General features: G+C 57.5%; 21 protein-coding genes, 1 tRNA gene and 1 pseudogene. 17 read left to right on the top strand and 6 right to left on the bottom strand.

What is annotated here, in order from left to right:
• The first annotated feature begins 14 nt into the window (after positions 1-14).
• The 5 genes from rpsK to OZX62_RS02575 all read left to right on the top strand — a co-directional run bounded on the left by rpsK (position 15) and on the right by OZX62_RS02575 (position 3,646).
• Complete coding sequence (rpsK, locus tag OZX62_RS02555) at positions 15-413, top strand: 30S ribosomal protein S11 (RefSeq protein WP_277143872.1); 399 nt, start codon at positions 15-17, stop codon at positions 411-413.
• Between the two features lie 79 nt (positions 414-492).
• Positions 493-1,488: a DNA-directed RNA polymerase subunit alpha gene (locus tag OZX62_RS02560; RefSeq protein ID WP_277158825.1), complete on the top strand. Its 996-nt coding sequence runs from the start codon at positions 493-495 to the stop codon at positions 1,486-1,488.
• A 92-nt stretch (positions 1,489-1,580) separates the two neighbouring features.
• Positions 1,581-2,255, top strand: a complete 675-nt coding sequence (gene rplQ, locus OZX62_RS02565) for a 50S ribosomal protein L17 (protein ID WP_277176459.1) — start codon at positions 1,581-1,583, stop codon at positions 2,253-2,255.
• A gap of 110 nt (positions 2,256-2,365) precedes the next feature.
• Positions 2,366-3,490, top strand: a complete 1,125-nt coding sequence (locus OZX62_RS02570; protein WP_277176460.1) for a tRNA pseudouridine synthase A — start codon at positions 2,366-2,368, stop codon at positions 3,488-3,490.
• A 71-nt stretch (positions 3,491-3,561) separates the two neighbouring features.
• A tRNA-Ser gene (locus OZX62_RS02575) sits at positions 3,562-3,646 on the top strand.
• A gap of 67 nt (positions 3,647-3,713) precedes the next feature.
• On the opposite strand, the gene OZX62_RS02580 is transcribed toward OZX62_RS02575, so the two are convergent.
• Positions 3,714-4,499, bottom strand: coding sequence for a hypothetical protein (locus tag OZX62_RS02580; protein ID WP_277176461.1), 786 nt, complete (start codon positions 4,497-4,499; stop codon positions 3,714-3,716).
• Positions 4,500-4,709: 210 nt separating this feature from the next.
• Here OZX62_RS02580 and nusA point away from each other — a divergent pair, with 210 nt between their 5' ends.
• The 5 genes and pseudogenes from nusA (at position 4,710) to OZX62_RS02605 (ending at position 12,616) form a co-directional block, all read left to right on the top strand.
• Positions 4,710-5,777: a transcription termination factor NusA gene (nusA, locus tag OZX62_RS02585; RefSeq protein WP_277176462.1), complete on the top strand. Its 1,068-nt coding sequence runs from the start codon at positions 4,710-4,712 to the stop codon at positions 5,775-5,777.
• A 183-nt stretch (positions 5,778-5,960) separates the two neighbouring features.
• Positions 5,961-8,798: pseudogene (infB, locus tag OZX62_RS02590) on the top strand (translation initiation factor IF-2); the annotation flags it as partial.
• Positions 8,799-9,389: 591 nt separating this feature from the next.
• Positions 9,390-9,872: a 30S ribosome-binding factor RbfA gene (rbfA, locus tag OZX62_RS02595; RefSeq protein ID WP_277176463.1), complete on the top strand. Its 483-nt coding sequence runs from the start codon at positions 9,390-9,392 to the stop codon at positions 9,870-9,872.
• A complete protein-coding gene (locus OZX62_RS02600; protein ID WP_277176465.1) occupies positions 9,856-11,103 on the top strand; it encodes a tRNA pseudouridine(55) synthase TruB in 1,248 nt (415 codons plus the stop codon). Before rbfA ends, OZX62_RS02600 begins: the two co-directional genes overlap by 17 nt.
• 181 nt (positions 11,104-11,284) lie before the next feature.
• A complete protein-coding gene (locus OZX62_RS02605; RefSeq protein ID WP_277176466.1) occupies positions 11,285-12,616 on the top strand; it encodes a riboflavin kinase in 1,332 nt (443 codons plus the stop codon).
• A 19-nt stretch (positions 12,617-12,635) separates the two neighbouring features.
• On the opposite strand, the gene OZX62_RS02610 is transcribed toward OZX62_RS02605, so the two are convergent.
• Complete coding sequence (locus OZX62_RS02610; protein ID WP_277176467.1) at positions 12,636-13,355, bottom strand: cupin domain-containing protein; 720 nt, start codon at positions 13,353-13,355, stop codon at positions 12,636-12,638.
• 351 nt (positions 13,356-13,706) lie between these two features.
• Between OZX62_RS02610 and OZX62_RS02615 the strand changes: the two genes are divergently transcribed.
• Both OZX62_RS02615 and OZX62_RS02620 read left to right on the top strand, forming a co-directional pair.
• Positions 13,707-14,453, top strand: a complete 747-nt coding sequence (locus OZX62_RS02615; protein ID WP_277176468.1) for an ABC transporter ATP-binding protein — start codon at positions 13,707-13,709, stop codon at positions 14,451-14,453.
• Complete coding sequence (locus OZX62_RS02620; protein WP_277176469.1) at positions 14,446-16,623, top strand: FtsX-like permease family protein; 2,178 nt, start codon at positions 14,446-14,448, stop codon at positions 16,621-16,623. Before OZX62_RS02615 ends, OZX62_RS02620 begins: the two co-directional genes overlap by 8 nt.
• An 8-nt stretch (positions 16,624-16,631) precedes the next feature.
• Here OZX62_RS02620 and radA read toward each other — a convergent pair whose 3' ends face one another.
• Positions 16,632-18,056, bottom strand: coding sequence for a DNA repair protein RadA (gene radA, locus OZX62_RS02625; RefSeq protein WP_277176471.1), 1,425 nt, complete (start codon positions 18,054-18,056; stop codon positions 16,632-16,634).
• Between the two features lie 174 nt (positions 18,057-18,230).
• On the opposite strand from radA, the gene OZX62_RS02630 reads away from it, so the two are divergent.
• From OZX62_RS02630 to tpx, 3 genes are all read left to right on the top strand, one after another.
• On the top strand, positions 18,231-18,848 hold the full coding sequence (locus tag OZX62_RS02630) for a hypothetical protein (RefSeq protein WP_277176472.1): 618 nt from the start codon (positions 18,231-18,233) through the stop codon (positions 18,846-18,848).
• A 161-nt stretch (positions 18,849-19,009) separates the two neighbouring features.
• Positions 19,010-19,099: an AURKAIP1/COX24 domain-containing protein gene (locus OZX62_RS02635; RefSeq protein ID WP_004268639.1), complete on the top strand. Its 90-nt coding sequence runs from the start codon at positions 19,010-19,012 to the stop codon at positions 19,097-19,099.
• Positions 19,100-19,276: 177 nt separating this feature from the next.
• Positions 19,277-19,783 (top strand): thiol peroxidase, encoded by a 507-nt coding sequence (tpx, locus tag OZX62_RS02640; protein WP_277176473.1) that lies wholly within the window; start codon positions 19,277-19,279, stop codon positions 19,781-19,783.
• A gap of 108 nt (positions 19,784-19,891) precedes the next feature.
• On the opposite strand, the gene rpiA is transcribed toward tpx, so the two are convergent.
• The 3 genes from rpiA to pgm all read right to left on the bottom strand — a co-directional run bounded on the left by rpiA (position 19,892) and on the right by pgm (position 24,081).
• A complete protein-coding gene (gene rpiA, locus OZX62_RS02645; protein WP_277176474.1) occupies positions 19,892-20,590 on the bottom strand; it encodes a ribose-5-phosphate isomerase RpiA in 699 nt (232 codons plus the stop codon).
• A 106-nt stretch (positions 20,591-20,696) separates the two neighbouring features.
• Complete coding sequence (locus OZX62_RS02650; protein WP_277176475.1) at positions 20,697-22,103, bottom strand: ribonuclease H; 1,407 nt, start codon at positions 22,101-22,103, stop codon at positions 20,697-20,699.
• A gap of 301 nt (positions 22,104-22,404) precedes the next feature.
• Positions 22,405-24,081: a phosphoglucomutase (alpha-D-glucose-1,6-bisphosphate-dependent) gene (pgm, locus tag OZX62_RS02655; protein WP_277176477.1), complete on the bottom strand. Its 1,677-nt coding sequence runs from the start codon at positions 24,079-24,081 to the stop codon at positions 22,405-22,407.
• A 476-nt stretch (positions 24,082-24,557) separates the two neighbouring features.
• Here pgm and OZX62_RS02660 point away from each other — a divergent pair, with 476 nt between their 5' ends.
• Positions 24,558-24,998, top strand: coding sequence for a DUF3290 domain-containing protein (locus OZX62_RS02660; RefSeq protein ID WP_277176478.1), 441 nt, complete (start codon positions 24,558-24,560; stop codon positions 24,996-24,998).
• Between the two features lie 9 nt (positions 24,999-25,007).
• The gene (locus OZX62_RS02665; RefSeq protein ID WP_277176479.1) at positions 25,008-25,643 is read left to right on the top strand and encodes a DUF421 domain-containing protein; all 636 of its coding nucleotides are present in this window, start codon (positions 25,008-25,010) and stop codon (positions 25,641-25,643) included.
• Positions 25,644-25,728 lie beyond the last annotated feature (85 nt).

Here is a 25,728-nt window from a genome sequence, read left to right on the forward strand (position 1 = left end):
GGAAACGAGGATCAATGGCAGCTGCAAAGCAAGCCGTGCGCAAGCCGCGTCGCCGTGACCGCAAGTCGGTACCGGTCGGCCAAGCGCACATCAAGTCCACTTTCAATAACACCATCATCTCCATCACGGATCCCTCGGGCGCAGTCGTGGCCTGGGCTTCCGGTGGCGATGTCGGTTTCAAGGGCTCACGTAAGTCCACCCCCTACGCCGCAGGCATGGCCGCTGAATCCGCCGCCCGCAAGGCGCAGGAGCACGGCGTCAAGAAGGTTGACGTTTACGTCAAGGGCCCGGGCAGCGGTCGCGAAACCGCCATCCGCTCCCTACAGTCCGCAGGCCTTGAGGTCGGTTCCATCACCGACGTCACCCCGCAGGCCCATAACGGTGTGCGCCCTCCGAAGCGCCGCCGCGTCTGAAGCACTTCATTTAACCATCCGTCCAACCCGCTTATGACCAGTGAGTGCACCACCGATCAGAAGCTGAAAGGATAACACAGTGCTTATTGCACAGCGTCCGCAACTTACTGAGGAATCACTGAATCCGCAGCGTTCTCGTTTTACCATCGAGCCGCTCGAACCTGGATTCGGCTATACGCTCGGTAATTCGTTGCGTCGTACTCTGTTGAGCTCCATTCCCGGAGCTGCAGTCACTTCGGTGCGTATCTCCGGTGCCCTGCACGAGTTCACCACTCTGCCAGGCGTCGAGGAGGATGTCACCGAGATTCTGCTCAATATCAAGGGAATCGTGCTCACCAGCGAATATGACGAACCGGTTGTCATGTATCTGCGTAAAAGCGGCAAGGGCGAGGCCACCGCGGGGGACATCACCCCTCCGGCCGGCGTCACCATCGCCAACCCGGATATGCATATCGCCACTCTCGCGGAAGACGGCGAGCTCGAGATCGAGTTCACTGTCGAGCGTGGCCGTGGTTATGTCCCCGCGCAGATGAACAAACAGGACAGCGACGAGATTGGCCGCATCCCGGTCGACTCCATCTATTCGCCTGTTCTCAAGGTGAGCTACAAGGTCGAGGCGACCCGTGTCGAACAGCGCACGGACTTCGACAAGCTCATTCTCGATGTGGAGACCAAGCCGGCGATTTCGCCGCGCGATGCCGTCGCATCCGCCGGTTCCACTTTGGTTGAGCTTTTCGGCCTGTGCCGTGAACTCAACACGCAAGCGGAAGGCGTCGAGGTCGGCCCGGCTCCGGTTGAGGAAGAAGTCAACCCGGAGATGTCGATTCCGATCGAGGAACTCAATCTCACCCAGCGCAGCTACAACTGCCTGAAGCGCGAAGGTATCCACACCGTCGGTGAATTGGTGTCCCACACCGAGCAGGATTTGCTCGACATCCGTAATTTCGGTATGAAGTCGATTGATGAGGTCAAAGAGAAGCTCGAAAGCATGGGTCTCTCGTTGAAGGCCTCGCCGCTGGGCTTCGATACCAACAACCTTGAAGGTGGCACCTTCTTCTCGCCTGAAGACGAGTAAACGCCAACTTCATTTTAAGCTTCGGTAACCGTTCGGATGTTCGGGCGTATGCCCACCTGGACGGGGTAATTCCGGGGCGTTAAGGAGTAATAATGCCTACACCTAGAAAAGGGCCGCACCTGGCTTCAAGCCCGGCTCATGAGCGTCTGATGCTCGCGAACATGGCGACCAGCCTGTTCGAGCACGGTCGCATCGTCACCACGCTGCCGAAGGCCAAGCGTCTTCGCCCGGTGGCCGAGCGCCTGATCACCTTCGCTAAGAAGGGCGACCTCGCTCATCGCCGTCGCGTGATGCGCGTCATCCGCAACAAGTCCATCGTGCACAAGCTCTTCACCGAGATCGCCGAGCAGATGCAGCAGCGTGAGGGTGGCTACACCCGCATCGTTAAGATTGCCCCGTCCAAGGGTAACAACGCGCCGCGCGCCATCATCGAACTCGTCACCGAACCGGTGAGCGCCAAGGAATCCGTCGTGAAGGAAGCTGAAGCTTCCGCCGCTGTTGCCGCCGACAAGGCTCAAGTCGAAGAGGCCGAAGCCAAGGTCCAGAAGGACACTGCCGAGACCGCCAAGACCAAGACGGATAAGGCGGTTGACGAAGCCGAAGCCAAGGAGACTGAGGTCAACGCCGACGTCGCTGCGGACAAGGCCGAGGTCAAGAAGACCGAAGCCAAGGACGCCGACAAGGCTGCGAAGGCCAAGAAGCCCGCTGCCAAGAAGGCTCCTGCGAAGAAGTCGACAGCTAAGAAGGCTGACAAGGAAGAGAAGTGAGTCGCTAGATTCACGTAATCCTTTTTAAGAGGGTCGGAGATGCAAGTCTCCGGCCTTCTTTGCGTATGCGGACATGAGTTCGTGGCGGTACGCCACGTATACTGGCAACGATGAGATTACGAATTGACTTGGCATACGACGGCGGCGGCTTCCACGGCTGGGCGAAACAGCCTGATTTGCGTACTGTGCAGGGAGTCGTGGAGGAGGCTCTGCATACCGTTTTGCGTGTGCCTGCCGACGATGCCGACGAACCCTTGCGTCTGGTGGTTGCCGGGCGCACCGACACCGGCGTGCATGCCGCTCATCAGGTCTGTCACCTGGACGTGGGGGAGCAGACGCTTCAGCGTTGCGTTGGGTACATGGAAGTGTCGCCTGTCGAAGCGTTGCGTCGTCGTCTGAGTCATGATTTGCCGGATGATATTGGGCTTCATGGTGTATGCGTGGCCCCAGATGGTTTTGACGCGCGTTTTTCGGCTTTGGAGCGTACGTATGTCTACCGGATTGCTGATGGGGCAAGGCCGGCCGATCCGAGGTTGCGTGGTTTTGTCTGGAAGCTTGAGGATGCACTCGACATTTCGGCGATGAACGAAGCTGCGGCGATGACCATCGGACTGCATGATTTCGGTTCCTTCGCCACTCCAAATCCCGGTGGTACTACTATTCGCGAGGTCAAGCAGGCCGTGTGGCAACGTGTACCCGTGATGGGCATGTACGGGAATGCTGTCGGTGCCGTTCGTGATTCATCCGACTCTGCTGTAGCAGTAAGCAAGGAAACGAACAATGGATGCAAAAAGCTAGGTTCCAATGTTGGCAACATCGCTGGCGGCAATGAGAATCCTGCCGATGGAGGTGTTGGCCAAAGCCACATTCCCGCAGTATCGTTGGACAGTACACAGTCTGTAAGTTCCGCAAATAGTGGCACTTTTAAGCGCAAGTCTGCAGAAACTGAAGCCTATAAGGTCCCGTTGCTGGAATCCGGGCTGGTGTGCTTCACCATCGTGGCGGACGCCTTCGCTCACAACATGGTACGTTCGCTGGTCAATGCTTGCGTGCAGGTCGGCCGGCATCGCAAGTCGCTGGACTGGTTTGCCCAGAAAATGGCGGAACCGGTGCGTGAAGGTTCTACAGGCCCCATCGCCGCATGTGGACTGACGCTGGAGCATGTTGCCTACCCGCCGAACGCCGAGCTCGCCAGCAGAGCTGTGTTGATTCGCGCCCGCCGTACGTTGGATTAATTGCGCCACGCCCGGTTGCGGTGGTTGGCACGTTGTCTTATACTAGAAAAGTTGCGTTTTGCGCAGCGAATGGATAAGTGTCCGAGCGGTCTAAGGAGCACGCCTCGAAAGCGTGTGAGGAGAAATCCTCCGCGAGTTCGAATCTCGCCTTATCCGCGTTAAGCCTCTGGAACTTCGGTTCCGGAGGCATTTTCTTTTCCGCGTCGAGTCCCGAGCAAGGCACCTACTCGTACAACGCGGCGTCGAAGGCGGGATAGCCCAGCGACAAGGCGAGATAGATGCGCGAGGAAATAAGATCGGCGAGCATGGCCAAGGATTTGCTGCTGCTTTCGTTTCTTGAACGTTTCGAGGTGCTGTCGGCGCTGGCAGAAGAATTATCAGTGTTCGATACTGGCAACGCCTGCGTAAGAGCGGTGAACGATTCGCGGGCACAATCCATTTCTATGACGGCAACGGTGGAAGCCTGCAAACCGGTGCTCGGGTCGGTGATCGTGTCGGGGTGGGCAATCAGATTGGCCACGTCGTAGACTTTTTCACGCGGGTCGTTGGGTGCAGACGCATCGCCGGTTTCTCGCGTTTCCAACGAGATAAGTCGCGAGGCGATGGCCTTATGGTCGTCACTTAATTGCAGTGTGGCATGGTCCACATCTTTCGCTGCGAGCGCTTCGATGGCAAAGCCCGCCCGGTCTTCCGCTTTAGCCAGCGATCCAAGAGTGTCGTTATTCACATTCAAGGCCACAATATCGTTGAGATTGGCCAGCGCTGCGTCGGCATGGGTCGGATTGGCTCCGACGAGTGGAGAAAGGTTCTGCTGCAGCCATTGCATCTGTGCGCTTTTCATGGTGTATACGCTGAATTGTGAGGGGCACAGCGTTGCTGCATCGTGCCATGTTTGAGCGGCGTTGCCGGCGGAGAGATAACGGTCGATGAACGGATTGCCCGCGCTGGTGTGGGAACTGGCCGAAACCGCATTCGTGTAAGCGGATTTGCAGGGCCCTGCAGACTCCACGGGAGACTCGATTCTAGGCATGCCGCAGGCCGCTAGAGGTATTACAAAAGCCGCTATGGCAACCCCCGGAAAGACACGCCGTTCTAGGAAATTGCGCAAAGAGGAAAAAACACGACGTGTCTGCATAAAACACTAGAATACTGAATGATTATGACTTAATGGGGCTTTGAAGAGCTCGGCAGATAATTTCATATAGGAGGTCTTGCGACCATGGAACTGGACCTGACAGGTATTCATCAGCTCGCGGCAGGGCAGGGAATCGATTCTGAAACACTTGACAATGCACTTTCCGAAGCGTTGTTATTGGCTTACAGCAAAACACCGAACGCGGCGAAGCATGCGCGCGTCGAACTTGACGACCGTGCCGGCACCTTCACCATCTGGGCGAGGGACGAGAAGCCCGTGGAACCCACTGAGGAGGACCCGCATCCGCGTCCCGAACTCGGCGAGGAATATGACGACACCCCGCACGATTTCGGCCGTCTGGCCGCTTCGACGGCCCGTCAGGTGATTCGTCAGCTTTTCCGCGACGCGGAGGACGAGCGTGTGCTTGGCGCTTTTGCTGGGCAGAAGGGCAAGCTCATTACCGGCGTCATCCAGCAGGATACGAAGGATCCGGCCAATGTGCATGTCGCGGTGGGCGACGTTGAGGCCATCCTTCCCAAGCGCGAGCAGGTGCCCGGCGAGCATTATCGCCATGGCGACCGTCTGCGCGTCTATGTCGTCACCGTCGGTCGTGGCTTGAAGGGCCCGGAAATCGTTGTGTCGCGTTCCCATCCTGAACTCGTTCGCAAGCTTTTCGAGCGTGAGGTTCCGGAGCTGGTTTCCGGCGCGGTGTCGATTATGGCCATCGCCCGCGAGGCCGGTGCCCGCACCAAGATCGCCGTTCGTGCCAACACCGAAGGCGTTAACCCGAAGGGTGCTTTGATTGGCCCCGGCGGCGCTCGCGTTCGCGCGGTGATGGAAAATCTCGGACCGGAAAAGATCGACATCGTCGATTGGTCGAAGGACCCGGCCAAGTTTGTCGGTTCGGCGCTTTCGCCGGCCGTCGCCACCGGCGTTGATATCGTCAGCGAGAAGAACAAGACGGCCATCGCCTATATCCACGATGACCAGCTTTCGCTCGCTATTGGTAAAGAAGGCCAGAACGCGCGTCTTGCCGCCAAACTCACCGGTTGGAAGATCGGCATCGAGTCCAGCGAGGCCCACGCCGCCGCACAGGCGCAAGCCGCCGCCAAGGCCGCGGAATCCGGCGAAACGGCAGGAAACGAACAATAGTCTGCAATCCAGCATCACGAGTATGCTGGATTAAGGTAATCCGAGTGCAGGCACGCAGTGTGTCTGCACGTCGGTCGGAGACGAGGTAACACAATCATGGTCGCACGATGAGTCTGGGTAAGCTCGCCGTAACAATACATTGACTGCGCCTTACGCGCGGTCACAATAGTAGGAGAAAACTGAGTGGCAAAACAGCGCGTATATGAACTCGCTAAAGAGTTTGGCGTAGAAAGCAAAGATGTTCTTCAGAAGCTGAAGGACATGGGGGAGTTCGTCAAATCCGCGTCCTCCACAGTGGAAGCGCCGGTCGTTCGCAAATTGCGGGCCGCGTTCCCGCAAAATAGTAATTCCGGAGCAAATGGGGATTCCGGGAAATCCAAGTCTTCCGCTCACGGCGCCAAGCCGGGCAACAATCATCAGCGTCAAGGCGCGAGTTCAGCGAAGCCGGGAGAACAGTCTCATCCGCATTTCTCTGCGAAGCCTGGCTTCGGATCTCATCACGAATCTTCGCGCGGCGAGCAGATGCACGGTTCTCGCCGTGAAGGCGGCAACCACGAATACGAAGGCAACAGCGGTCGCAATGAGCACGGCGGCCACGACCACGGACATCGTCAGGGTGGCATGCCCGGTCCTCGCAACAACCAGCGTTTCGGCGGGAATAACGGGGGTATGAGACCAGGCGCGAACAGTTCGCGCAACGGTTCCCCGCGTCCGGGCAACGGCGGCGCACAGCCGGCTCCGCATTCCCAGCATTCTGGTTCCGGGCCGCGTCCGGGTAATAATCCGTTCAGCCGCAAGCAGGGCATGCATGTGCCAATGCCGAGCGGTATTCCGCGTCCGCATCCGATGGCCCGACCCACGGTCAACAACGGTCGTAACGGTGGCCGCAATGGAGGACGTAACGGCGGACGCGGTGGATTCCGTAACGGGCGTTCGGAGCAAGGTGCAAGGCCAGGGCAGTGGGGCCACAATCGTCCCGGCCAAGGCCAAGGTGAATCCCAAGGCCGTGGCGGCAACCGCTTCGGCGGCGGTGCCGGTGGCGGCGGCTATCAGGGTGGCGGTCCGTCCCGTGGTGGCGGCCGCGGTCGCGGTGGTGCCGCAGGTGCATTCGGTCGTCAGGGCGGCAAGTCCTCGAGGGCTCGTAAGAACAGGCTCGCGAAACGTCGTGATTACGAGGAGATCAAAGCTCCTACCATCGGCGGCGTACGCATTCCCGCCGGCAACGGCAAGACCATTAAGCTGCGTCAAGGCGCGACCTTGGCCGACCTGGCTGAGAAGATCAATGTCAATCCCGCCGCTTTGGTGACCGTCATGTTCCACTTGGGCGAGATGGTCACGGCCACCCAGTCCCTCGATGAAGCGACCTTCCAAATTCTTGGTGAGGAAATCGGCTGGAACGTCAAGATTGTTTCCGCCGAGGAGGAAGACAAGGAAATCCTCCAGCAGTTCGACATCGATCTGGATGAAGAAGAGCTGCAGGATGACAAGAACCTTAAGCCGCGTCCGCCAGTGGTCACCGTCATGGGCCATGTCGACCACGGCAAGACCCGCCTGCTCGACACCATTCGTAAGACTAATGTCTCCGCACGTGAGGCCGGCGGTATCACCCAGCGCATCGGCGCTTATCAGGTGACCGTCAACCTCGAAGACAAACCGCGTAAGATCACCTTCCTCGATACCCCTGGCCACGAGGCGTTCACCGCCATGCGTGCCCGTGGTGCCGAGCTCACCGATATCGCGGTCTTGGTCGTTGCGGCCGATGACGGCGTGATGCCGCAGACGGTCGAGGCCATCAACCACGCACAGGCGGCCAACGTGCCGATTGTCGTGGCGGTCAACAAGATCGATGTCGAAGGTGCAAACCCCGAAAAGGTGCGCGGCCAATTGACCGAATTTGGCCTGGTTCCTGAAGAGTACGGCGGTGACACCATGTTCGTCGATATCTCGGCGAAGCAGGGCACGAACGTCGACAAACTGCTCGAGGCGATTCTTTTGACCGCCGACGCGGAACTTGATTTGAAGGCCAACCCCGACATGGATGCGCGCGGCGCGACCGTCGAGGCAAGGCTCGACAAGGGCCGCGGCGCCGTGGCGACCGTGCTGGTGCAGCAGGGCACGCTCCATGTGGGCGATGCCATTGTGGCTGGTACTTCCTATGGCCGCGTGCGTGCGATGCTCAACGAGGACGGCAAGCAGATGAAGGCCGCAGAGCCTTCCACGCCTGTCCAGGTGCTTGGCTTGACTTCCGTGCCGAGCGCAGGCGACCTCTTCCTGGTCGCTCCTGACGACCGTACCGCCCGCCAGATTGCCGAAAAGCGTCAGGCCTCCGAACGTGCGGCCCAGCTGGCCAAGCGTCGCAAGGTTGTCTCGCTCGAGAGCCTTAAGGAGCAGTTCGCCAAGTCCGAGGTCGACATGCTCAACATCGTCATCAAGGGCGACTCCTCTGGTTCCGTCGAGGCGCTGGAAGATTCCCTGATGAAGATCGAAGTGTCCGACGAGGTCGGTATCCAGGTCATCCACCGCGGCGTCGGCGCGATTACCCAGAACGATGTCAACCTGGCAAGTGTGGACAAGGCCGTTATCATTGGCTTCAACGTCCGCCCGAACCGTCAGGTCGCGGACCTCGCCGAGCGCGAGGGCGTGGAGATCAAGTACTACTCCATCATCTACAAGGCGATTGAAGACATCGAGGCCGCTCTTAAGGGCATGCTCAAGCCGGAATACGAAGAGGTCACCACCTCCCATTCCGAGATCCGCCAGATCTTCCGTTCCTCCAAGTTCGGCAACATCGCGGGCGTCATGGTCCAGGACGGAGAGGTCAAGCGTGGCACCAAGGCGCGTATCCTGCGCAATGGCGTCACCACGGTCAACGATCTCGAGATCTCCTCGCTGCGTCGTTTCAAGGACGACGTGCAGTCGGTCAAGGAAGGTTACGAGGCCGGTATCAACCTCGGCAACTTCAACGACATCCAGGAAGGCGACATCATCGAGACCTTCGAGATGAAGGAAATCGAGCGCAAGGACGGACAGCCTTCGAAGAAGGACGACAAGTCCGACGATGCTAAAGGTGATCTCAAGGCGCCGGCTCCCAAGGCTGATTCCAAGAAGAACTGAATACCGAACGGTTCGGTCTGATTATTCTGATTGTTTAGGCCGAACCGATTATTGAGCGTTAGTCGCCCGTCGCGCCGTTGGTTGTGCGCGGCGGGCGACAACGTTTTGCGGATTGAAACAGGAATGTGTCATTTTTGGCGGTAAAGCGCATTGTCGTACCGTGAAAGGCCTGTTTATCGGCGCTGAATGTGTCTTTTCCCGGCGGTAAGTCTTATACTGTTGTGATGGATACGGCTTGTTTATTGCCTCTAAATGCGTCTTTTGCCGCAGTAAGTGTCATTGTTGTGCGGGAAACAACCTATTTGGCGCGAATAAATGCGACATTTGCCGCACATCAGGGGTAGTTAGTGCGGGTAACGACGCATTTGGCTCGCATTTGGCAGTCTATCATGTGTGCTGAGACGGAAGCGTAACGAGACATTAGCTCGGGGAACGCGTATTCTCGTCAGCCGGTATCATGAAACGTAATAGATAGAGTAAGCAATAAAAGGAAACGTTATGGCAGGAACCAATCCACGGGCCGCGCGTATCGCGGCGTTGATCCAGCGCGTCATCGCCTCGTCGATGGAACGCACGTTGCACGACAAGCGCTTGAACGGCGTCACCATCACCGACGTCCGCGTCACCGGCGACTTGCAGATTGCCCGCGTCTACTGGACGCAGCTCGGCCAGGAGGGCAAAGCCGAGGGGGAGCGCAAGCGTGCGGAACAGGCGCTGAAGCAGGCCACTGGCAGGCTCCGTTCGCTGGTCGGCGCGAAGGCCGGGCTGCGGCTTACCCCGCAGTTGCAGTTCATCTACGATGAGGTGCCGAGCGAGGCGCACGAAATCGAGGACATTCTGGTTACCGCGCACAAGCGTGACGAGGAGCTCGACAAGGCCCGTGAGACCGCGAAGTATGCCGGTGACGAGAATCCGTACGTGGAGCCGCGCAAGAAGAAGACCGCTGCCGATTTTGAGGATGATGGTGTCGAAGAAGAATAAACAACCGGAACTTTCCGGGCTGGTAGTTGTTGACAAGCCGCTTGGCGTGACCAGCCACGATGTGGTGGCGGCCGTGCGTGGGGAGCTGCACATGCGTCGCGTCGGGCATGCGGGCACGCTCGATCCACAGGCCTCGGGCGTGCTGGTCATCGGGTTCAGTCACGGTACGCGGCTTTTGAACTATATCGTCGACCATACCAAGACTTACGAAGCCACCATCCGCCTTGGTCAGAGAAGTACTACCGACGATTCCGAAGGTGAGATCACCACGGTTGCGCCGGTAAGGTTGGCTGATGGTTCGGCGCAGTCATCAAGCGATGAACGTGATGGAGACCCTGATGACGTTCGTATGCTAACGCTCCACCAGGTTGAGCAAGCTATTGAAGAACACCTAACTGGCAATATCCAGCAGGTGCCAAGTTCCTATTCAGCAGTTCGCGTCAATGGCCGTCACGCTTACGAACTGGCTCGTCAAGGGAAAGTTGTGGAGCTGAACGCCCGTCCGGTTACCATCAGTGAATTCACCGTCTTAGACGCTCGTAATGCCGAAGCGAGAAACAACGTTTTTGATGCTGAGAAGTACGAAAATGACACGAGAGCGGGAGTGGCTTCCGTTGTCGACGTGGACGTGCGTATCAGCTGTTCGACGGGGACGTATATCCGTTCGCTCGGGCGCGATTTGGGACAGCTTTTGGGCGTCGGCGGTTATCTGACGAAGCTGCGTCGCACAAGGGTTGGCAAGTTTGATTTGGCCGATCCGCAATTGGCGGAGCGTGTGGTTACGGCACATGCCAAGCCGCATACATTTACCAATCGCGAGGGCGTAACGCTGACACTGAAGCGGGCCGTGCTGGACATCGATGCCGACGAACTGAAACGTTGCGCGCTGACCATGCTCGAGGCCGCGCAACGTACGATGCCGACCATTCCCATTAGGGATGAGGACGCCAAAAATTTGCGTTTCGGACGTAGACTGCCGATGATTCTAGCTGCTGGTGCAAGTGCCGAATATGGTTCCGGTGCCGCCGCTGAAACCGATAATTCGGCACAAATCGTCAAGACCGCTGATGATAAAGCTGTGACAAATGACGGCAAAACTTCAACTAATACCAGCGGAACTAATGACATCGCGGCCGTGTATCTCCCTCAAACGGAAGAGGTCGTAGGCATCGTGGAACCGGCAAACAGCCATGAGCTCAAATCCGTGGTGGTGTTCCCGCAGGTCGGGTAAAGCCGGATGGCTAAGTAAAGTTTCAGACTCTCGTAAGTCTGATACTGAGTAAAACCCTAGGCCGTATAAGACCTCGGACCGCATAAAACTTCAGGCCGTGTAAAGCCTCAAGAATAGAGGGCTTTCGCGCGGGCGGCTTGGCTGATAAAATGGCTTGCGGCAAACAAGACAAAGGATTTTGATGAAGATCACCAGGTTGACACCCGACTCTAACGGATTGGTGGATTGGCCCACCCTCAGCTCGCACAAGCGCGTGGTCATGACGATCGGCGTGTTCGACGGCATGCACAAGGGCCATCAGGCTGTGGTTCGTCGTGTCGTGGAACTGGCGAAGCAGACTGATTCGTTGGCTGTCGTGATGATTCTCGACCCGCGGCCGGCGCTTGCGCATACCTACGCCGACGAACATGACGGTATGGATCTGCCGAAGGATTTCGTGGACACACAGGCACTGAGCTCCGTCGAACAGCGTGCGCGAGTCATGGACAAGCTTGGCGTCGATCGCGTAATTGTATTGCATTATACGCTGGCGTTCGCGGCTAAATCGTTCCGCTTCTTCTTGGGTCAGATGGTCGGCAAGCTTGGCATGCGCACGCTCGTGCTCGGGCAGGATGCGGCGTTGGGCGCGAATCGGAAGGGCGATATCAAGTCCATTCAGGAACTTTGCGAGGCCACGCGTGTCTTCGAGCTCGATGTCGTTGATGATTTGGGACCAGGCTATACGTGGGTGCCGTTGCATTTTGAACCGAAGATGCCGGAAGGCGTCGGCGAGCCGCAAGACCCTCGAGAAGGCATGAGCAAGGCCGAACTGCGTGCGTGGACCAAAAAGAACAACTGCCGCAAAGTACGGGTCTGGAGCTCGTCGAACGTGCGGTATTTGCTTTCGCAGGGATGTGTGAAGGCTGCAGCCGAGATTTTGGGGCATGACCATGCCGTCGAAGGCGTGGTGGTGCACGGCGAGCAGCGTGGGCGTGAGATTGGCTTCCCGACCGCGAACTTGTCGCAAGTGGTTGAGGGCTATGTGCCGGTTGACGGGGTATATGCCGGCTGGCTGGTTGATTTGGGACCGGTTGATGCTGGCTCGAACGGCGGTAATGGCAGCAACGCTGGTAATCCTAGCAATGGGACGAGCGGTACCGGAAACAGTCGCAGCATTGAGAATGGTGGGGGTACTAAGGCTTCCGGTAAAAGCAATACGTCGAACGGCGTGGATGCTGCTAACCTTGCGTCTCCCTCCGACGAGATGCGCATGGCTCCAGGTTCGCCATGGCGCTGGCCGGCCGCGATTTCCATCGGTACCAAGCCGACGTATAGCGACGAGACCGGCATCAATGAGCGCGTCATCGAGCCATATTGCGTCACCGACGATTGGCTCGAACTTTATGATCACAAGGTGCGCGTGGAATTCACCCAGTTCCTGCGCGGTCAGGTCAAGTTCGATGGCACTGACGAGCTCAAGGCCGCGTTGAAGGATTATGCCGATCAGACGTTGGCAATCACCGGCGCGAAGTGAAGCTTGGCCGCTGTTTTACTTATTCGAGCGTGAAACCGTCAAAGGTGAAACCGGGGCTGACTACGCAGGAAACCAGCGCGTCGCCTTTGCCGGGTACCGTGCGCTGCCAGCAGCCTTCAGGAATGACCAACTGGCCAATGGGTTCCGTTGACAAATGGGATGGTTGCATATCCTCTTCTGGGGTGGTGCCGGTCGCATTCGGATTGACCGAAGCCAGGCCTTGCCCGAGCGTATAAAGCGTGCGGCCGGATTCGTCGGCCGGGGCGTTGCCATACCCGCCCAACTCCAGGCCGACGGTGGCTGGCCCATGCCAAAGCCAGATTTCGGTGGCATCCACTTTATGCCAGGCACTTGCGTCGCCTTGAGCCAGTAGGAAGTAGATCAGCGAAGCTAGTGGACGGCCTTCCGTTGCCTTCATCGATTTGATGTCGGCTGCGGTCGCGGCGTAGGTATCGAAAGAATATGGGGCATTGATATTGCCAGAATCTGTCGGATTCCCGGCGTTGGCGTCACTGCTGCGTTGCATTTCCCTGTATTCCGCGGCCTGTTGCGGCGCACCGTCACCGATACTACGCTGCGCATCCCCGCGTTCTGCGGCTTGCTGCGTCGCTGTTCCTGCCGCGGCCTGCAGGCTCAGCCAGGTCTGTCGGTACCATCCGCCCTCGGGATGCGCCTCAAGGTCCAGCGCCTTCACCATATGCTGCGCGTACTCGCTCATGTCTTCAAATGCAAGGCTCATTGCTTTATCCCCTTATTTATTTCTCGTCGAAAACAAACAGCCGGACTTTTGCCGATGTCAATTCATATCTAGACCATTCTATCAATTTCGTGGGTATGAACGTTTTATGCGATTTTAAGGATTTCGCCGTTTCTCGTTGATTTGGTTATGAAATGCCTGATGCCTGATATGTGGAAGATTTGTTTTTCGGGTTCTCTGGTTTGATGGTTGAAATCGTTCGTTCTCAGGGTTGTCAGGTATTGGAAATCAGGGATTTTTCAGGGTGTTCCCCGATAAGGTTTTCGGATTTCGGCCCGTAGGGTGGAAGTGTAAGCGGCCGAAGGCAACAGTGCCGGCCCAAGGAGAACGAAGATGACACAAAACGTTGAAGCGCCATTGGTGGCGCAACATATTTCCTATCGGTACGTCGGCGGGGCTCAGGTGCTCCAGGACGTGTCGCTGATCGGCGAGACCGGTTCGTGGACGGCGGTGATGGGGCCGTCTGGTGCGGGTAAATCGACATTTCTCTACTGCTGCGCCGGTTTGCTCAAGCCAGAAAGCGGTGAGGTGACCGTTGCCGGCCATGCCTTGGAGCGGATGAACGAGCGCGACCTGACCCACCTGCGTCGTGACCATATCGGTTTCGTCTTTCAAGACTACAACCTTGTTCCGGCGTTCACCTGCTTGCAGAACGTCATGCTTTCCGATCTCTTTGGCGGACCGAAAATCGAAACGAAAGCCGCTGTGAGCGCGTTAGCTGATGTAGGGCTTGCGGGTTACGAAAACAAGTATCCTGCGGATATGTCCGGCGGGCAGCGACAGCGCGTCTCGATCGCACGTGCGCTCGCCTCGCGTCCTCAGGTTCTCTTCGCCGACGAGCCGACCGGAGCGCTCGATACCAAAAGCTCACGCACGGTGATGGGCCTGTTTCGGACGGTCGCCACGCGTGGCACCACGATCCTGATGGTCACCCACGATCCCAACGTCGCCGCCTGCGCCGACCGGGTGATGTTCCTGGTCGACGGTCGTGTCCATTCCACTTGCTCCGGTGAGTCTGCCGCCAACATCGCCGGTCGGCTCGCTTTGATGAGTGACGGGAGGCGGGTCAGCAATGAATAGCATCAGAATCGCCTCTCCATTCGCTCGATTGAAGCAGCGCGGCATACCGAAAACGGCGACAATCGTTGCGGATGCGCAGCCGGATGGGCCTATAAGTGCCGATACGGATTCGATATGGAATATGAATTCATGGTCAAGCGTGAATGAGGTCATGCCTGCACCTCACCGGAGCCGCCGGCCTTCGCAACTTTCCCTCGTTCGATCGCTGCTGCATGAGCACCGCACCTCATACGCTGTGACGTGTCTGGCGGTGTTGCTGGCTTCGGCGCTGAGCTGTGCGTGGGTCGAGCTGGGGCAGGCGATGAACGCCCGCGACGGATTGCCGGATTTGCGTACCATGACCCATTACCAGCGCGGAAGAAGCATCGGGTTGTATTCGACCGGCGCCATGGTTTGTGAAATTGCAGGCGGTGCTTGCGTATTGGTCACCCTGCTGTTGGTGCTCTCTTCGGTTGGTTTCCTCATCGAGGCCCGCCGCTGCGAGTATGCCATGATGAGGCTTTCCGGCGCATCTGCTCGCCGTATCCGCTTGATGGCGCTTGTCGAATTTTCCGTGCCGTGCGGGCTTGCCGACCTTCTTGGCTGCCTGCTCGGATTGCTGTTGGTTCCCACGCTCGGTGTTGCCGTCGCCCGCGCGATGGATCTCAACGATAACGCGTTTGCGACGCGCTTGCGTTTCGGCGGTATAGCATTGACTTTCTGCCTCGTGTTGGTGGCCTGTGTGGTCGGTGTGTGGTTCGCCGCGCATCGCATTTCGTCCGTGAGCCCGCTTTCGGCATTGACTCAGGAGACCAAGGAAACAAAGTCCGTGGGCGTTGTGCGTGTCGTTGCGGCGGTTTTGGTGGCTGTGCTCGCTGTGTGTTTCTGCGTTGCTCCATTTCTTGGTATGGATACTTCGACCAGGACTTCGCTGCTTACGGTATTCGCATTGGTAACGTTGTATCTGTTTGCCCCGGTATGTCTTCCGCCGCTGGCCTCGCTTTTGGGGCGGGTTGCCCAGCTGTGTTCGCGTGGTGCGGGATTGCTGGCTCGCCAACGTGCCGGAAAACAGACGCGCAGCACGGTGGCCATCGGGCTGCCGGTCATTCTTGTTGTGTTCATCGTCATGGCTTTTACGATGATGTCTCAGGCCGGATCCAAGGAAGGTCTGATGACCCAATTCCAACCGATGCGTGCGGATGTGGTTATGCAAACGGCGTCGCGTATTCCGGCGGACAAAGTCAGCGACGCGCTGCGTAATCAGAAAGACGACATCGCCAGCTCTGTGATTTATCACAGCGAGGACTGGGCCGGATTCGATGATCACCCCGTGACGGTGACTACAGCCAGCGCGGGTGATGTCAGGGCGGCCGGACCGAACGCCCCGAAATTCGTCAAAGGCTCGCTGTCGGCTCTCGGCCCGCACAAGGTAGCTGTCAATACCGAGAGACTTGCGCCTTCCGGTGATTATCATCTCGGACAGAGCGTCACATTTTACGGGGAATCTGACCGCGCTTACAAGGCGAAAATTGTTGCTGTTATCGAGACGCCAAAGGGTCTTGGTTCCAACGCCTCCATGGATTTCTTTGCTCTTGACGGTAGTTTTGATAACCATGGCGTTAGGGATGACGGTCGTTTTGCGCCGATTAAGCTGGGCGATGGCGTCTCGGCCGGCACTTTTGCCACGCGGGTCGCACAGCGAATGGGGCTCGCTGAGGCACGGCATGCCGACAAAACCAACAGTTCTGGGGCGATGATTCTCACCAAGCCGGAATACGTCGATTACTTTGTCAAAGACCGCCAGTCGCAGCAGCACGGGTTGGCCATCGTCATCGTCGGCGGGGCGGCACTGGCCGCGATCTTCCTGATCCAATCGTGCGCCATCGTCATCACGGAGCGACGTGGTGAGAATCGCCGTCTGCGTCAGCTCGGCGTTTCGCACGGCTCGGTGATGGCCAGTGCGATATGGGAATCAGCATTGGATGTGCTTTCGGCCTCAGTTTTGGCTGCCGTCGGCCTTGCCATCATCTTCGCCGAGCTTGCAGTGCAGTACGCTCGCGAAGGCATCTCCCCGTGGGGTGTTCCCATTCCACTGGGCACGTTCTTCGGCATGGTCGCCATCATTCTTGCCGTCGCGGTGCTTACGTCGATGCTCTGCACACTTAGGGATTCGGGAGATATGGAAGAATGATGAATTCGTTATCTTCCTTTGGAGACGCCCAACGCGTCCAGCGCATCTCTCAGGGACGAGACCTCTACGATTTCCAGGCCTTTGACGGCCTTGATGCCGCGACGGCCGCGATGGGTGGGAACCACAGCTCGGGTGAAGCCCAAGCGCGCGGCCTCGTTCAGACGATGGGAAAGCTGGGGGACAGGGCGTACCTGGCCGGTCAAGGAAATCTCGCCCATGGCGCAGGTGGTGCGGGCGATGGGCTTGCTGGTGGCGGCGCTCGCCAGCGCGGCGACGATGGCGAGGTCGCAGGCCGGCTCCTTGGCCAGTCCGCCGGCGATGGTTGAAACGTAAAGATCGTTGGCCAAAAGATTCACGCGGCCGTGGCGGTACAAAACCGCCGAAAGCATGGCCAGACGATTGGAATCGATGCCATTGGTGTTGCGCCGTGGTGTCGGCAAAACGGATTTCGTGACCAGCGCCTGCACTTCGATCGGCAGGCTGCGGTGGCCGTCGAGCGTGAACGTGACACAGGTGCCTTCGACCGGCGCATCCTCGGTGGAAAGGAACAGGCCGGAAGGGTCGCTGACCTCTTCGATGCCGTCGCCGCTCATATCGAAGCAGCCCACTTCGTCGGTCGGGCCGAAACGGTTTTTGGCGGCGTGCAACAGACGCAGCGCGGTCTGCGAATCGCCTTCGAACTGGCAGACCACATCCACCAGATGTTCGAGTGTGCGTGGACCAGCGATGGAACCGTCCTTGGTGACGTGGCCGACCAGCATGACCGGAATATCAAGGGTTTTAGCGGTATCGATCAGTGCGCTGGCCACCTCGCGCACCTGCGTGGAGCCGCCGGAGATGCCATCGACGTCTTGCGAGACGATGGTCTGCGCCGAGTCCACGATGGCGAGACTTGGCTTTTCCTGCTCGATAAGACCGAGCACGGTGGCGAGGTCGGTGGTCGAGGCCAGCAGCAGGTTGCCTTCCATCGCATTGATGCGTGAGGCGCGCATGCGCACCTGTGCTTGTGACTCCTCGCCGGAAATATAAAGGACTGATTTCTTGGGATTGTTCCGCGCCACACTGCCAGCGGTTTCCAGTAGCAGTGTCGACTTGCCGATGCCCGGCTCACCGGCGACCAACACGACCGAACCCGGTACGATGCCACCACCGAGCACGCGGTCGAACTCGTCGAATCCGGTTGGAATCCTCTTGACGCTATCGGTTGAGATCTCGGTAATCGGCTTGGCTGCAGCGCTGCCAACCATGACTGCGGAACTGGCCTGTGTACGCGAGGTGCGTCCGGGCGCGGCGGTGCGCGATGCGGCGGCGGGCCGTGCCTCGTGGAATTCCTCGATGGTGCCCCACGCACCGCATTCTGGGCAGCGCCCGTACCATTTCACGCCGTTCCAGCCGCACTCCGAGCAGACGTATTGTGTCACATTCTTAGCCATGATGCCGACGCTAGCCAATTTCGCCGACAAGGGCAAGTCCCTTCAAGGTTTTGGGCTCAAGTTATTCGACTTGATAAACGTGCCTTGTCCAGTGTAAAACCGTTGTAATTCAAGTGAAACGCGACGACTCGTCCAATAGCTTTAGAGTCAGCACGATGTGAAATAATTGCGGCTATGTCGACTCAACAAAGAAATTCTTCTCATGGCAAATTGATCGCGGTCGTGGTCGCGGCCGCGTTGGTCATTGTTCTTGCTTTGCTTTCCGCCTTTGTGTGGCCGGGCTGGGCGATGAATAGGTCAGCTAGTGAAGAACAGAAGCAGCAGCAGACGACGTCCACCAAGCCGGAACCCACCACGCCGAGTATCAAGGCCAAGGAACTGCCGCAGGACGCCACGCCGTTGTTAAAAGCGATGCCCGACGCTGTTCTCAATTTCGCTCGTACGGAAGCCGCTCCGAGCGCCAACTGGACTTCCGCCTCACCCCTGGAGGAATACACGCTCACCTATTCGACAGGGGCTATTCCCAAGGACGTCACGCTTGTTGTGGCGCAATGGTCGGGCAGCGACAGCGCGAAAACACAATATGACACGTTGACGGGTGCACTCAAGGGCACGGATGTGGCCAGCGGTGATGTCAAGGTTTCCGGCAATTCCACAGGTAAATACGTGGTCAAGTCGAACGGCGACAAGGGCAAGACGGCTACGGCGGTCTGGCAGAACGATACCGTGGTCTTCCAGGCTACGGGCTCCAAGGAATCGATTCAACGGTTCTATTCGAAATTCCCGTTCTAGTCCGGCTTTTCGAACCGGTTGCCCGGAATAGTTCTTTGTGATGCGTTCGTTGAACGATTTTGGCTCGGTTGCCGAAAATCGGGAACATGGCGTTTTAAGTCGGCAAGAGCGAGTAAGATAAGTCAAGTTGCAAACTTACAGTCAAGGATTGGAGGCTTCAGATGGGTTCTGTCATCAAGAAGCGCCGCAAGCGGATGAGCAAGAAGAAGCACCGCAAACTGCTGCGTAAGACTCGTCATCAGCGCAAGTAGTAGTAAAGCTTTTCATAAGAAGGTTCGGGGCCGTTCGGCTCCGGGCCTTTTTGTTTTGCCGGTGATAGTGATATGCAAACAGGAGGAGAAAGTAGGATTTGTGGCAAAGCGCGTGACATTGCTGTCATGTAGCGTAAAACGCTGGCATATCGGCCGGTTTCGTGAAACCATAAGGGTATGGCACAAATAACTTTGGGTGGCGTGGCCACCAATACTGTAGGAAATCTCCCCGCCGTCGGCTCCAAGGCCCCGGCTTTCACGCTCGCTGACGGCGATCTGAACGATTTCGATTCGTCCAAATTCGCAGGCAAAAAGATCGTCATCAACATCTTCCCGTCCGTCGACACGGATGTCTGCTCGATGTCGGTGCGTAAGTTCAACCAGATGGCCGACGAGCTCGAAGACACCGTCGTGGTTTGCGTCTCCAAGGATCTGCCGTTCGCACAGGGCCGTTTCTGCGGTGCGGAAGGCATCAAGAACGTCGTCATCGGTTCAGCGTTCCGTTCCTCGTTCGGCGAGGACTACGGTGTGACCATCACCGACGGCGGCATGCGCGGTCTGCTTTCGCGCGCTGTTGTGGTGGTAGATCGTGACGGCAACGTCGCCTACACGCAGCAGGTTCCTGAAATCGGTACCGAGCCCGATTACGATGCCACTCGCAAGGCGGTTGAAGCGCTTCAATAAGTGCGGGTGGGCTTGAATAAGGCTCAAAGATTGTTATAAGAAAGCCGGTGGGCGACTCACTAACGAAGTTGCCCACCGGCTTTTATTATTCGATTTCGATTATCGGACTCAGTTCTCCGAAACGGTGAGGATTCGTGGACCGTTGGGGTTGCCGACAATGACCTTGTCCACGCGGTTTAGGAAGAGGCCGTGCTCCACCACGCCGACCGTGTTGATGAGGTCTTCGGCGAGATCCTCCGGATGGTCGATACGTTCCAGATGCAGGTCGACAACGAAGTTGTTTTCGTCGGTGCGTACTTCGGTGCCGTCGGCGTTCTTGCGCAGGACCGGCTTGTAGCCCTTCGCCTCGAACTTGTCGATGACGTGGCGCGAGCCAAAGGGAATGACCTCGACAGGCAGCGGGAACTTGCCGATGGTGTCGACCACCTTGGACTCGTCGACGATCCAGATGTTGTAGTTGGAGTTCTCATTGACGATCTTCTCCCAGAGCAGCGCGGCGCCGCCACCCTTGATGCCGTTGAAGTTGCTGTCCACCTCGTCGGCCCCGTCGATCGTCAGATCGATGTGATCCACGTCGTCGATGTCGACGATCTTGATGCCGTAGCCCTCGGCCTGCTTGGCAGTGCGGCGCGAAGTCGTCACGCCGGTGAACTTGAGGCCTTCCTCTTGCGTGCGGCGGCCTAGTTCATCCACCAGGAAGCGCACGGTCGAACCGGTGCCGAGGCCGGCGATCATACCGTCCTTGATGAACTTGGCACCTTCGATGCCGGCAGCCTTTTTCAGCGCGTCTTGTTCATTCTTATCCATTCGTACTCCTTTAAAAGTCCTGCTTCGTCATATAGTGACGAGCGTCACTTTCCATAGTATCGGTGTTCCAATACTTTTGTTGCTGTTCAGGTTTTGTCTGTTTCTGTCATTTTTTGTGATTGTTATTGGCGATGAGGAATGGCGCATTGTTCAGCAGGATTGTGCCGTCTCCGGCCACGTACCCGTCGATGGCAATCACCCCTCGAATATGGCGTGGTCGGCCGTTATAGGTCGGGCTGGTTTGTGGCGCAGGAACGAAGTGCAACGTTCCGTTCACGCTCAGTCCGCTTGTGAGATATGACGGTGCCTGATTTGTCTTCGGCTCCGGCTCCGTGTGTTGTGTGGCATCAACGTCTGTTGCGGTTTCGTGGGTATCGCCATTATCGGCTTCGTTAGATTCGTTGATATTAGCGTCGGTGTCATCAGATTCGTCGCCGGATATGTCAGCATTATCGATTTTGTCGTCATCGTCGACGAAATCGCTGTTGTCATCGTTCTTTGAAGGCTTGTTTGCCTGGTCAGATTTATCGAGTGTATCTGGCTTATTGTCGGCCACTGGTAATTCTGTTTCGGTGGCGGCAGCGTCGCTTTTGTCGACGGTAACGTCGTCACCTACCGGTGAAGCGCTGAAATCAGGCTGGGAACGCACGGTACGGCCGATGCCGTGAGCCTTGACTTCGTTGACATCGCCCTGATTATTCACCTCTGAAGACTCGTCGTTTTCGACTGCACGATGATGCGCGACTATTGACTTACGTGGACTGAAATCATATTCGGGCACGCCTTCAGGCTCTGCAAGTCGTTCGGTAAGCGTTGGCTTGTGGGACATTGGAACGTTGGTTTGATTGGCAGCGTTTCCATCATCTTCGAAATCATCGTCATTATCGTTATCGGGTTCTACGCCTCGTCCGAGATGGTACTGTTCCTCGGTGATTTTGCCGTCGATGAGCATTTTCGCGTCGGCCGGAATATCCACGCCCTTGGCGTACGGCGAGGCGAGCAGCGACTGCCAGCCTTCCAGCGGCAAGTAGCCGTCCTTCACACCGCTGCGTGCGTCGCCGGAGTAGGTGTGGGCGAGGTCATCGACCTTTTCGTTGCCGGGATTGCCGTTGTGCCCCTTGACCCAGACGAACTTCACCGGCCCCTCGCGACGGCCGATTTCGGCGTCAATGGCCTTGATGAGCGGCGCGTTTTTTACCGGCTTTTTCTGCGAGTTCTTCCAGCCGTTCTTCTTCCAACCCTTGACCCACGTGGTCGAGCAGTTGATGGCATACTGCGAATCGGTTTCGATGGTCAGCGGTTCCGCGCCGCGATGCGCCCGCAGCGCCTCGAGCACCGCGCACAGCTCGCCGATCTGGTTGGTGCCGTTGGTGGCCCCGCCCGCGTCACTGTCCCCGTCGTGCTGGTGCCCGTCCGTGCGAGCCGCGTTCGCCGCGTGATCCGCCCAAGCCCAGCCCATGGGCCCGTTGGGGTTGCCGAGTGCGCTTCCGTCCGTAGAAACCGTAATAGTCATAGTCTTAAGCCTACGTTTTGCCGACGAAATTGAAAAGATGAACTTGTTCTGCTTTTATTCGATTTTCAGGTAAAGGTAAAGTGCATTTTATATTTGGGTAGGAAATCGGTAAGTTAAAAAATATTTTTAAACTTGGGTCAGATTTGGGGAAAGTTACAAAATAATTTTTGACTTTGGCAACATTGAAAGTTTGAATTTGGGTTGCAGCAAACGACAAGTCGGTAGATAGGTTTTTCGAAATGTCGGAATTCCGTCATTTCTGTTTTCCTATCTACCGACTTGTGCGATGCCTTATGATGAATTACTCTCCGAGCGCCTTGTCGACTACATCCGTGGCTTCGGAAAGCACCTGGTCGAGTGCCTCGGGGGAGACGAACGACTCGGCGTAGATCTTGTAGATGTTCTCGGTGCCGGAGGGGCGGGCCGCGAACCAGTTGTCTTTGGTGGTCACCTTGATGCCGCCGATGGGCGCGTCGTTGCCGGGCGCTCGCGTGAGCTTGGCGGTGATGTCCTCGCCGGCCAACGTGGTGGCGGAAACGGATTCGGGGGTCAGGCCCGCGAACTTCTGCTTCTGTTCGAGCGTGGTCGGGGTATCGACGCGCTTGTACCAGCTCTCGCCGAACTTGGCGACCTGCTCCTGATGGAGCTGGGCTGGGTTCTTGCCGGTCTTGGCTGTGATTTCCGCAGCGAGCAGGTCGGGGATGATGCCGTCCTTGTCGGTGGTCCACACGTGGCCGTCACGACGTAGGAAGCTCATGCCGCTGCTCTCCTCGCCGCCGAACGCGACTTTGCCGGTGAAGAGCGGGTCGACGAACCACTTGAAGCCGACCGGCACCTCGACCAGCGGTGCGCCGATGGAGGCGGCCACGCGGTCAATCAATGAGGAGGAGACCAGCGTCTTGCCGATGCCGGTGCCTTCGGGCCAGCCCGGACGTGCGCCGCCGAAGAGGTAGGCGATGCACACGGCAAGGTAATGGTTCGGGTTCATCACACCCCAGTCGGGGCAGACGATGCCGTGGCGGTCGGCGTCCGGGTCGGTGCCGCCCACGAGATCGTACTTGCTCCATGCGCCGCCGTTGAGCTCGTCGACAAGGCCCTTCATCGCGTACTGCGAGCTGGGGTCCATACGGATCTTGCCATCGTGGTCGATGGTCATGAATCGCCAGGTCGGGTCGACTTCAGGGCGCACGACGCCGATATTGAGGCCGTACTTTTCGTTGATAAGTGGCCAGTAATTGACCGAAGCGCCACCGAGCGGATCGATGCCCAGACGCACTCCAGAGGAGCGGATGAGGTCGAAATCGATGACGTTGCCGAGGTCGGAAACGTAGTGGTCGCGGTAGTCGAAGCGCTCCACGAGCGGGGACTTGATGGCCTCGTCGTAGGGTACGCGCTTGACGTCGCGGAACGAGCCGAGCAGTTCGTTGGCGCGGTTGGCGATGGCTTCGGTCGCTTCAGCCGGGGCTGGGCCGCCGGTGACCGGGTCGTACTTGAAACCGCCGTCGGTGGGCGGGTTGTGCGAAGGGGTCACGACGATACCGTCGGCAAGTCCGTCTCCCTCGAAGCGCTGCGAGCCGTCGTCGGCGCGATTGTGGGTGAGGATGGCATGTGAGATGACTGGTGTCGGCACGAAGTCGTCGCGCGAGTCGATGCGCACGATCACGCCGTTCGCTACCAGCACCTCGATGGCCGTCTTCATTGCGGGGCCCGAAAGCGCGTGGGTGTCGCGGCCGAGATACAGCGGCCCGGTAACGCCAGCCTTTTTGCGATATTCCGCGATGGCCTGCGTGATCGCGACGATGTGCGCCTCGTTGAATGACGTCTTGAGCGAAGAACCGCGGTGTCCGGAAGTGCCGAAGGAGACGCGCTGCGTCGGTTCGGCGGGGTCGGGAACGTTGTTGTAATACTTACCAATGACCTCGTCGACGTCGATAAGGTCGTTCTGTGTGGCGGGTTTACCCGCATTTGTTGCTACCATACCTCCATTGTGCCACAGTTGTCTGGCGAAAGCGCAAGTTTTGTGCGCTATCACAACCAATCGCACACAGGTGTTGTGCGTTCCCGCAACGTATTGATGCTGGTAGACGGACTCTGTTGGTGTCTTGATATGCGGTTTTCCGGCACTAAAGTGTGGTGGTGCTGGCAAAACGGACTTAATGATTGCTGAAGTGCAGTTTTCCAGCAATAATGTGCGGTTGCTGCTGGTAGACGGACTTTGACGTCTTTTTATGTACGGTTTTCCAGCACTAATCTGTAAGTTGACGATGAGTATTGTTGGAAATGCGGAGCTCAACGAGCGGGTCATTGTCAGACGGCTTAGCGTCTATTTTTCGTCATACGTCTTGAAAATGTAATATAAATTCTTCTCTCAGCCCGAAAATCCGATAACGTATTGCGTCGCTTCTACGATGAAACCGGAGAAATCACCTGCCAACCAACGTTTGGGGCCTTTCCATGACATTTTACGGTATCAATTACCTGCAAAGCCAGCACGGCATCAATCAGGTCATCCGATTCATCATCATCATTGCGCTGTGCGTGGCGTTGGTCGCGTTCTTCGTCTTGTATCTGCGTCACCGGCTCAAAACGAAATATCGGGATTTGGGCATCATCGCGTTGTTGCTGGCAGTGCTGGTGCTCGGCAGCGGCTATACGCAGTTCCAACAAAGCGAGACGGCCAGCGCGAAAAGCGAACAGATGGTCAGTTTTGTCCAGAAAGTCGCCAAGGAACGGCACGTTTCTCAGAACGACGTGCTGGTCAATTCCAAATACCTGAACCAAGACGTTATCGTCAAAATCGGCAAAAAATACTATACGGTGAGCCTCAATTCGGACTATACCGCCTACAAATTGACCGAAACTCATATGCTCGCCGACGTCAAAGTAGAGAAGTAAGGAACCGCCATGCTTATCAGCACCACACTCATCATCAAACTCGTCGTGGGCATCGCCTTCCTGATCGTCCACATCAACCTCTTCGGCAAGTCCAATCTCGCGCCCACGAGCGCTATGGACCAGATCCAGAACTACGTGCTCGGCGCCATTATCGGCGGCGTCATCTACAACGAGCAGATCACCGTGCTCCAGTTCGTCTTCGTTCTGGTTACATGGACGCTTCTGTGCATGATCATCAAGTTCGCCAAGGAAAACAGCCGGTTCTTCAAGAAACTCATCGACGGCAGCCCTGTCATGCTCATCTCGCACGGCAAGGTCGACGTCGCCACCTGCATGCGCAAGGGCGTTTCCGCAAGTGATTTGATGCTGAAGTTGCGTGCGCAAGGGGTCTACGAGATTTCGAAAGTTCTGAAGGCCTACTTCGAGCAGAACGGCCAGCTGACCGTCATCTGCTATGGGGACGAAACGCTGCGTCTGCCGTTGATCGTCGATGGACAGGTCGACACCGACGTGCTTGAGGCCATCGGCCACGACAAAGAATGGCTCGAAGGCGAGGTCAAGAAGCAGGGTTATGAGGGCACCAACGGCGTGTATATCGGCGAGTACGTTTCCAAGAAGCTGGAACTGACCGGTTACGCGAAGTGATGGGGAAGTAACCGGAACTGACAGGTTATGTAAAGTAACGAAAATAGCTGGAGCTGACCAGTTACGCCAAGTAATGGAAATAGCT

Origin of the sequence: Bifidobacterium sp. ESL0690 (genome assembly GCF_029392315.1) — a bacterium.
Classification (GTDB): Bacteria; Actinomycetota; Actinomycetes; order Actinomycetales; family Bifidobacteriaceae; genus Bifidobacterium.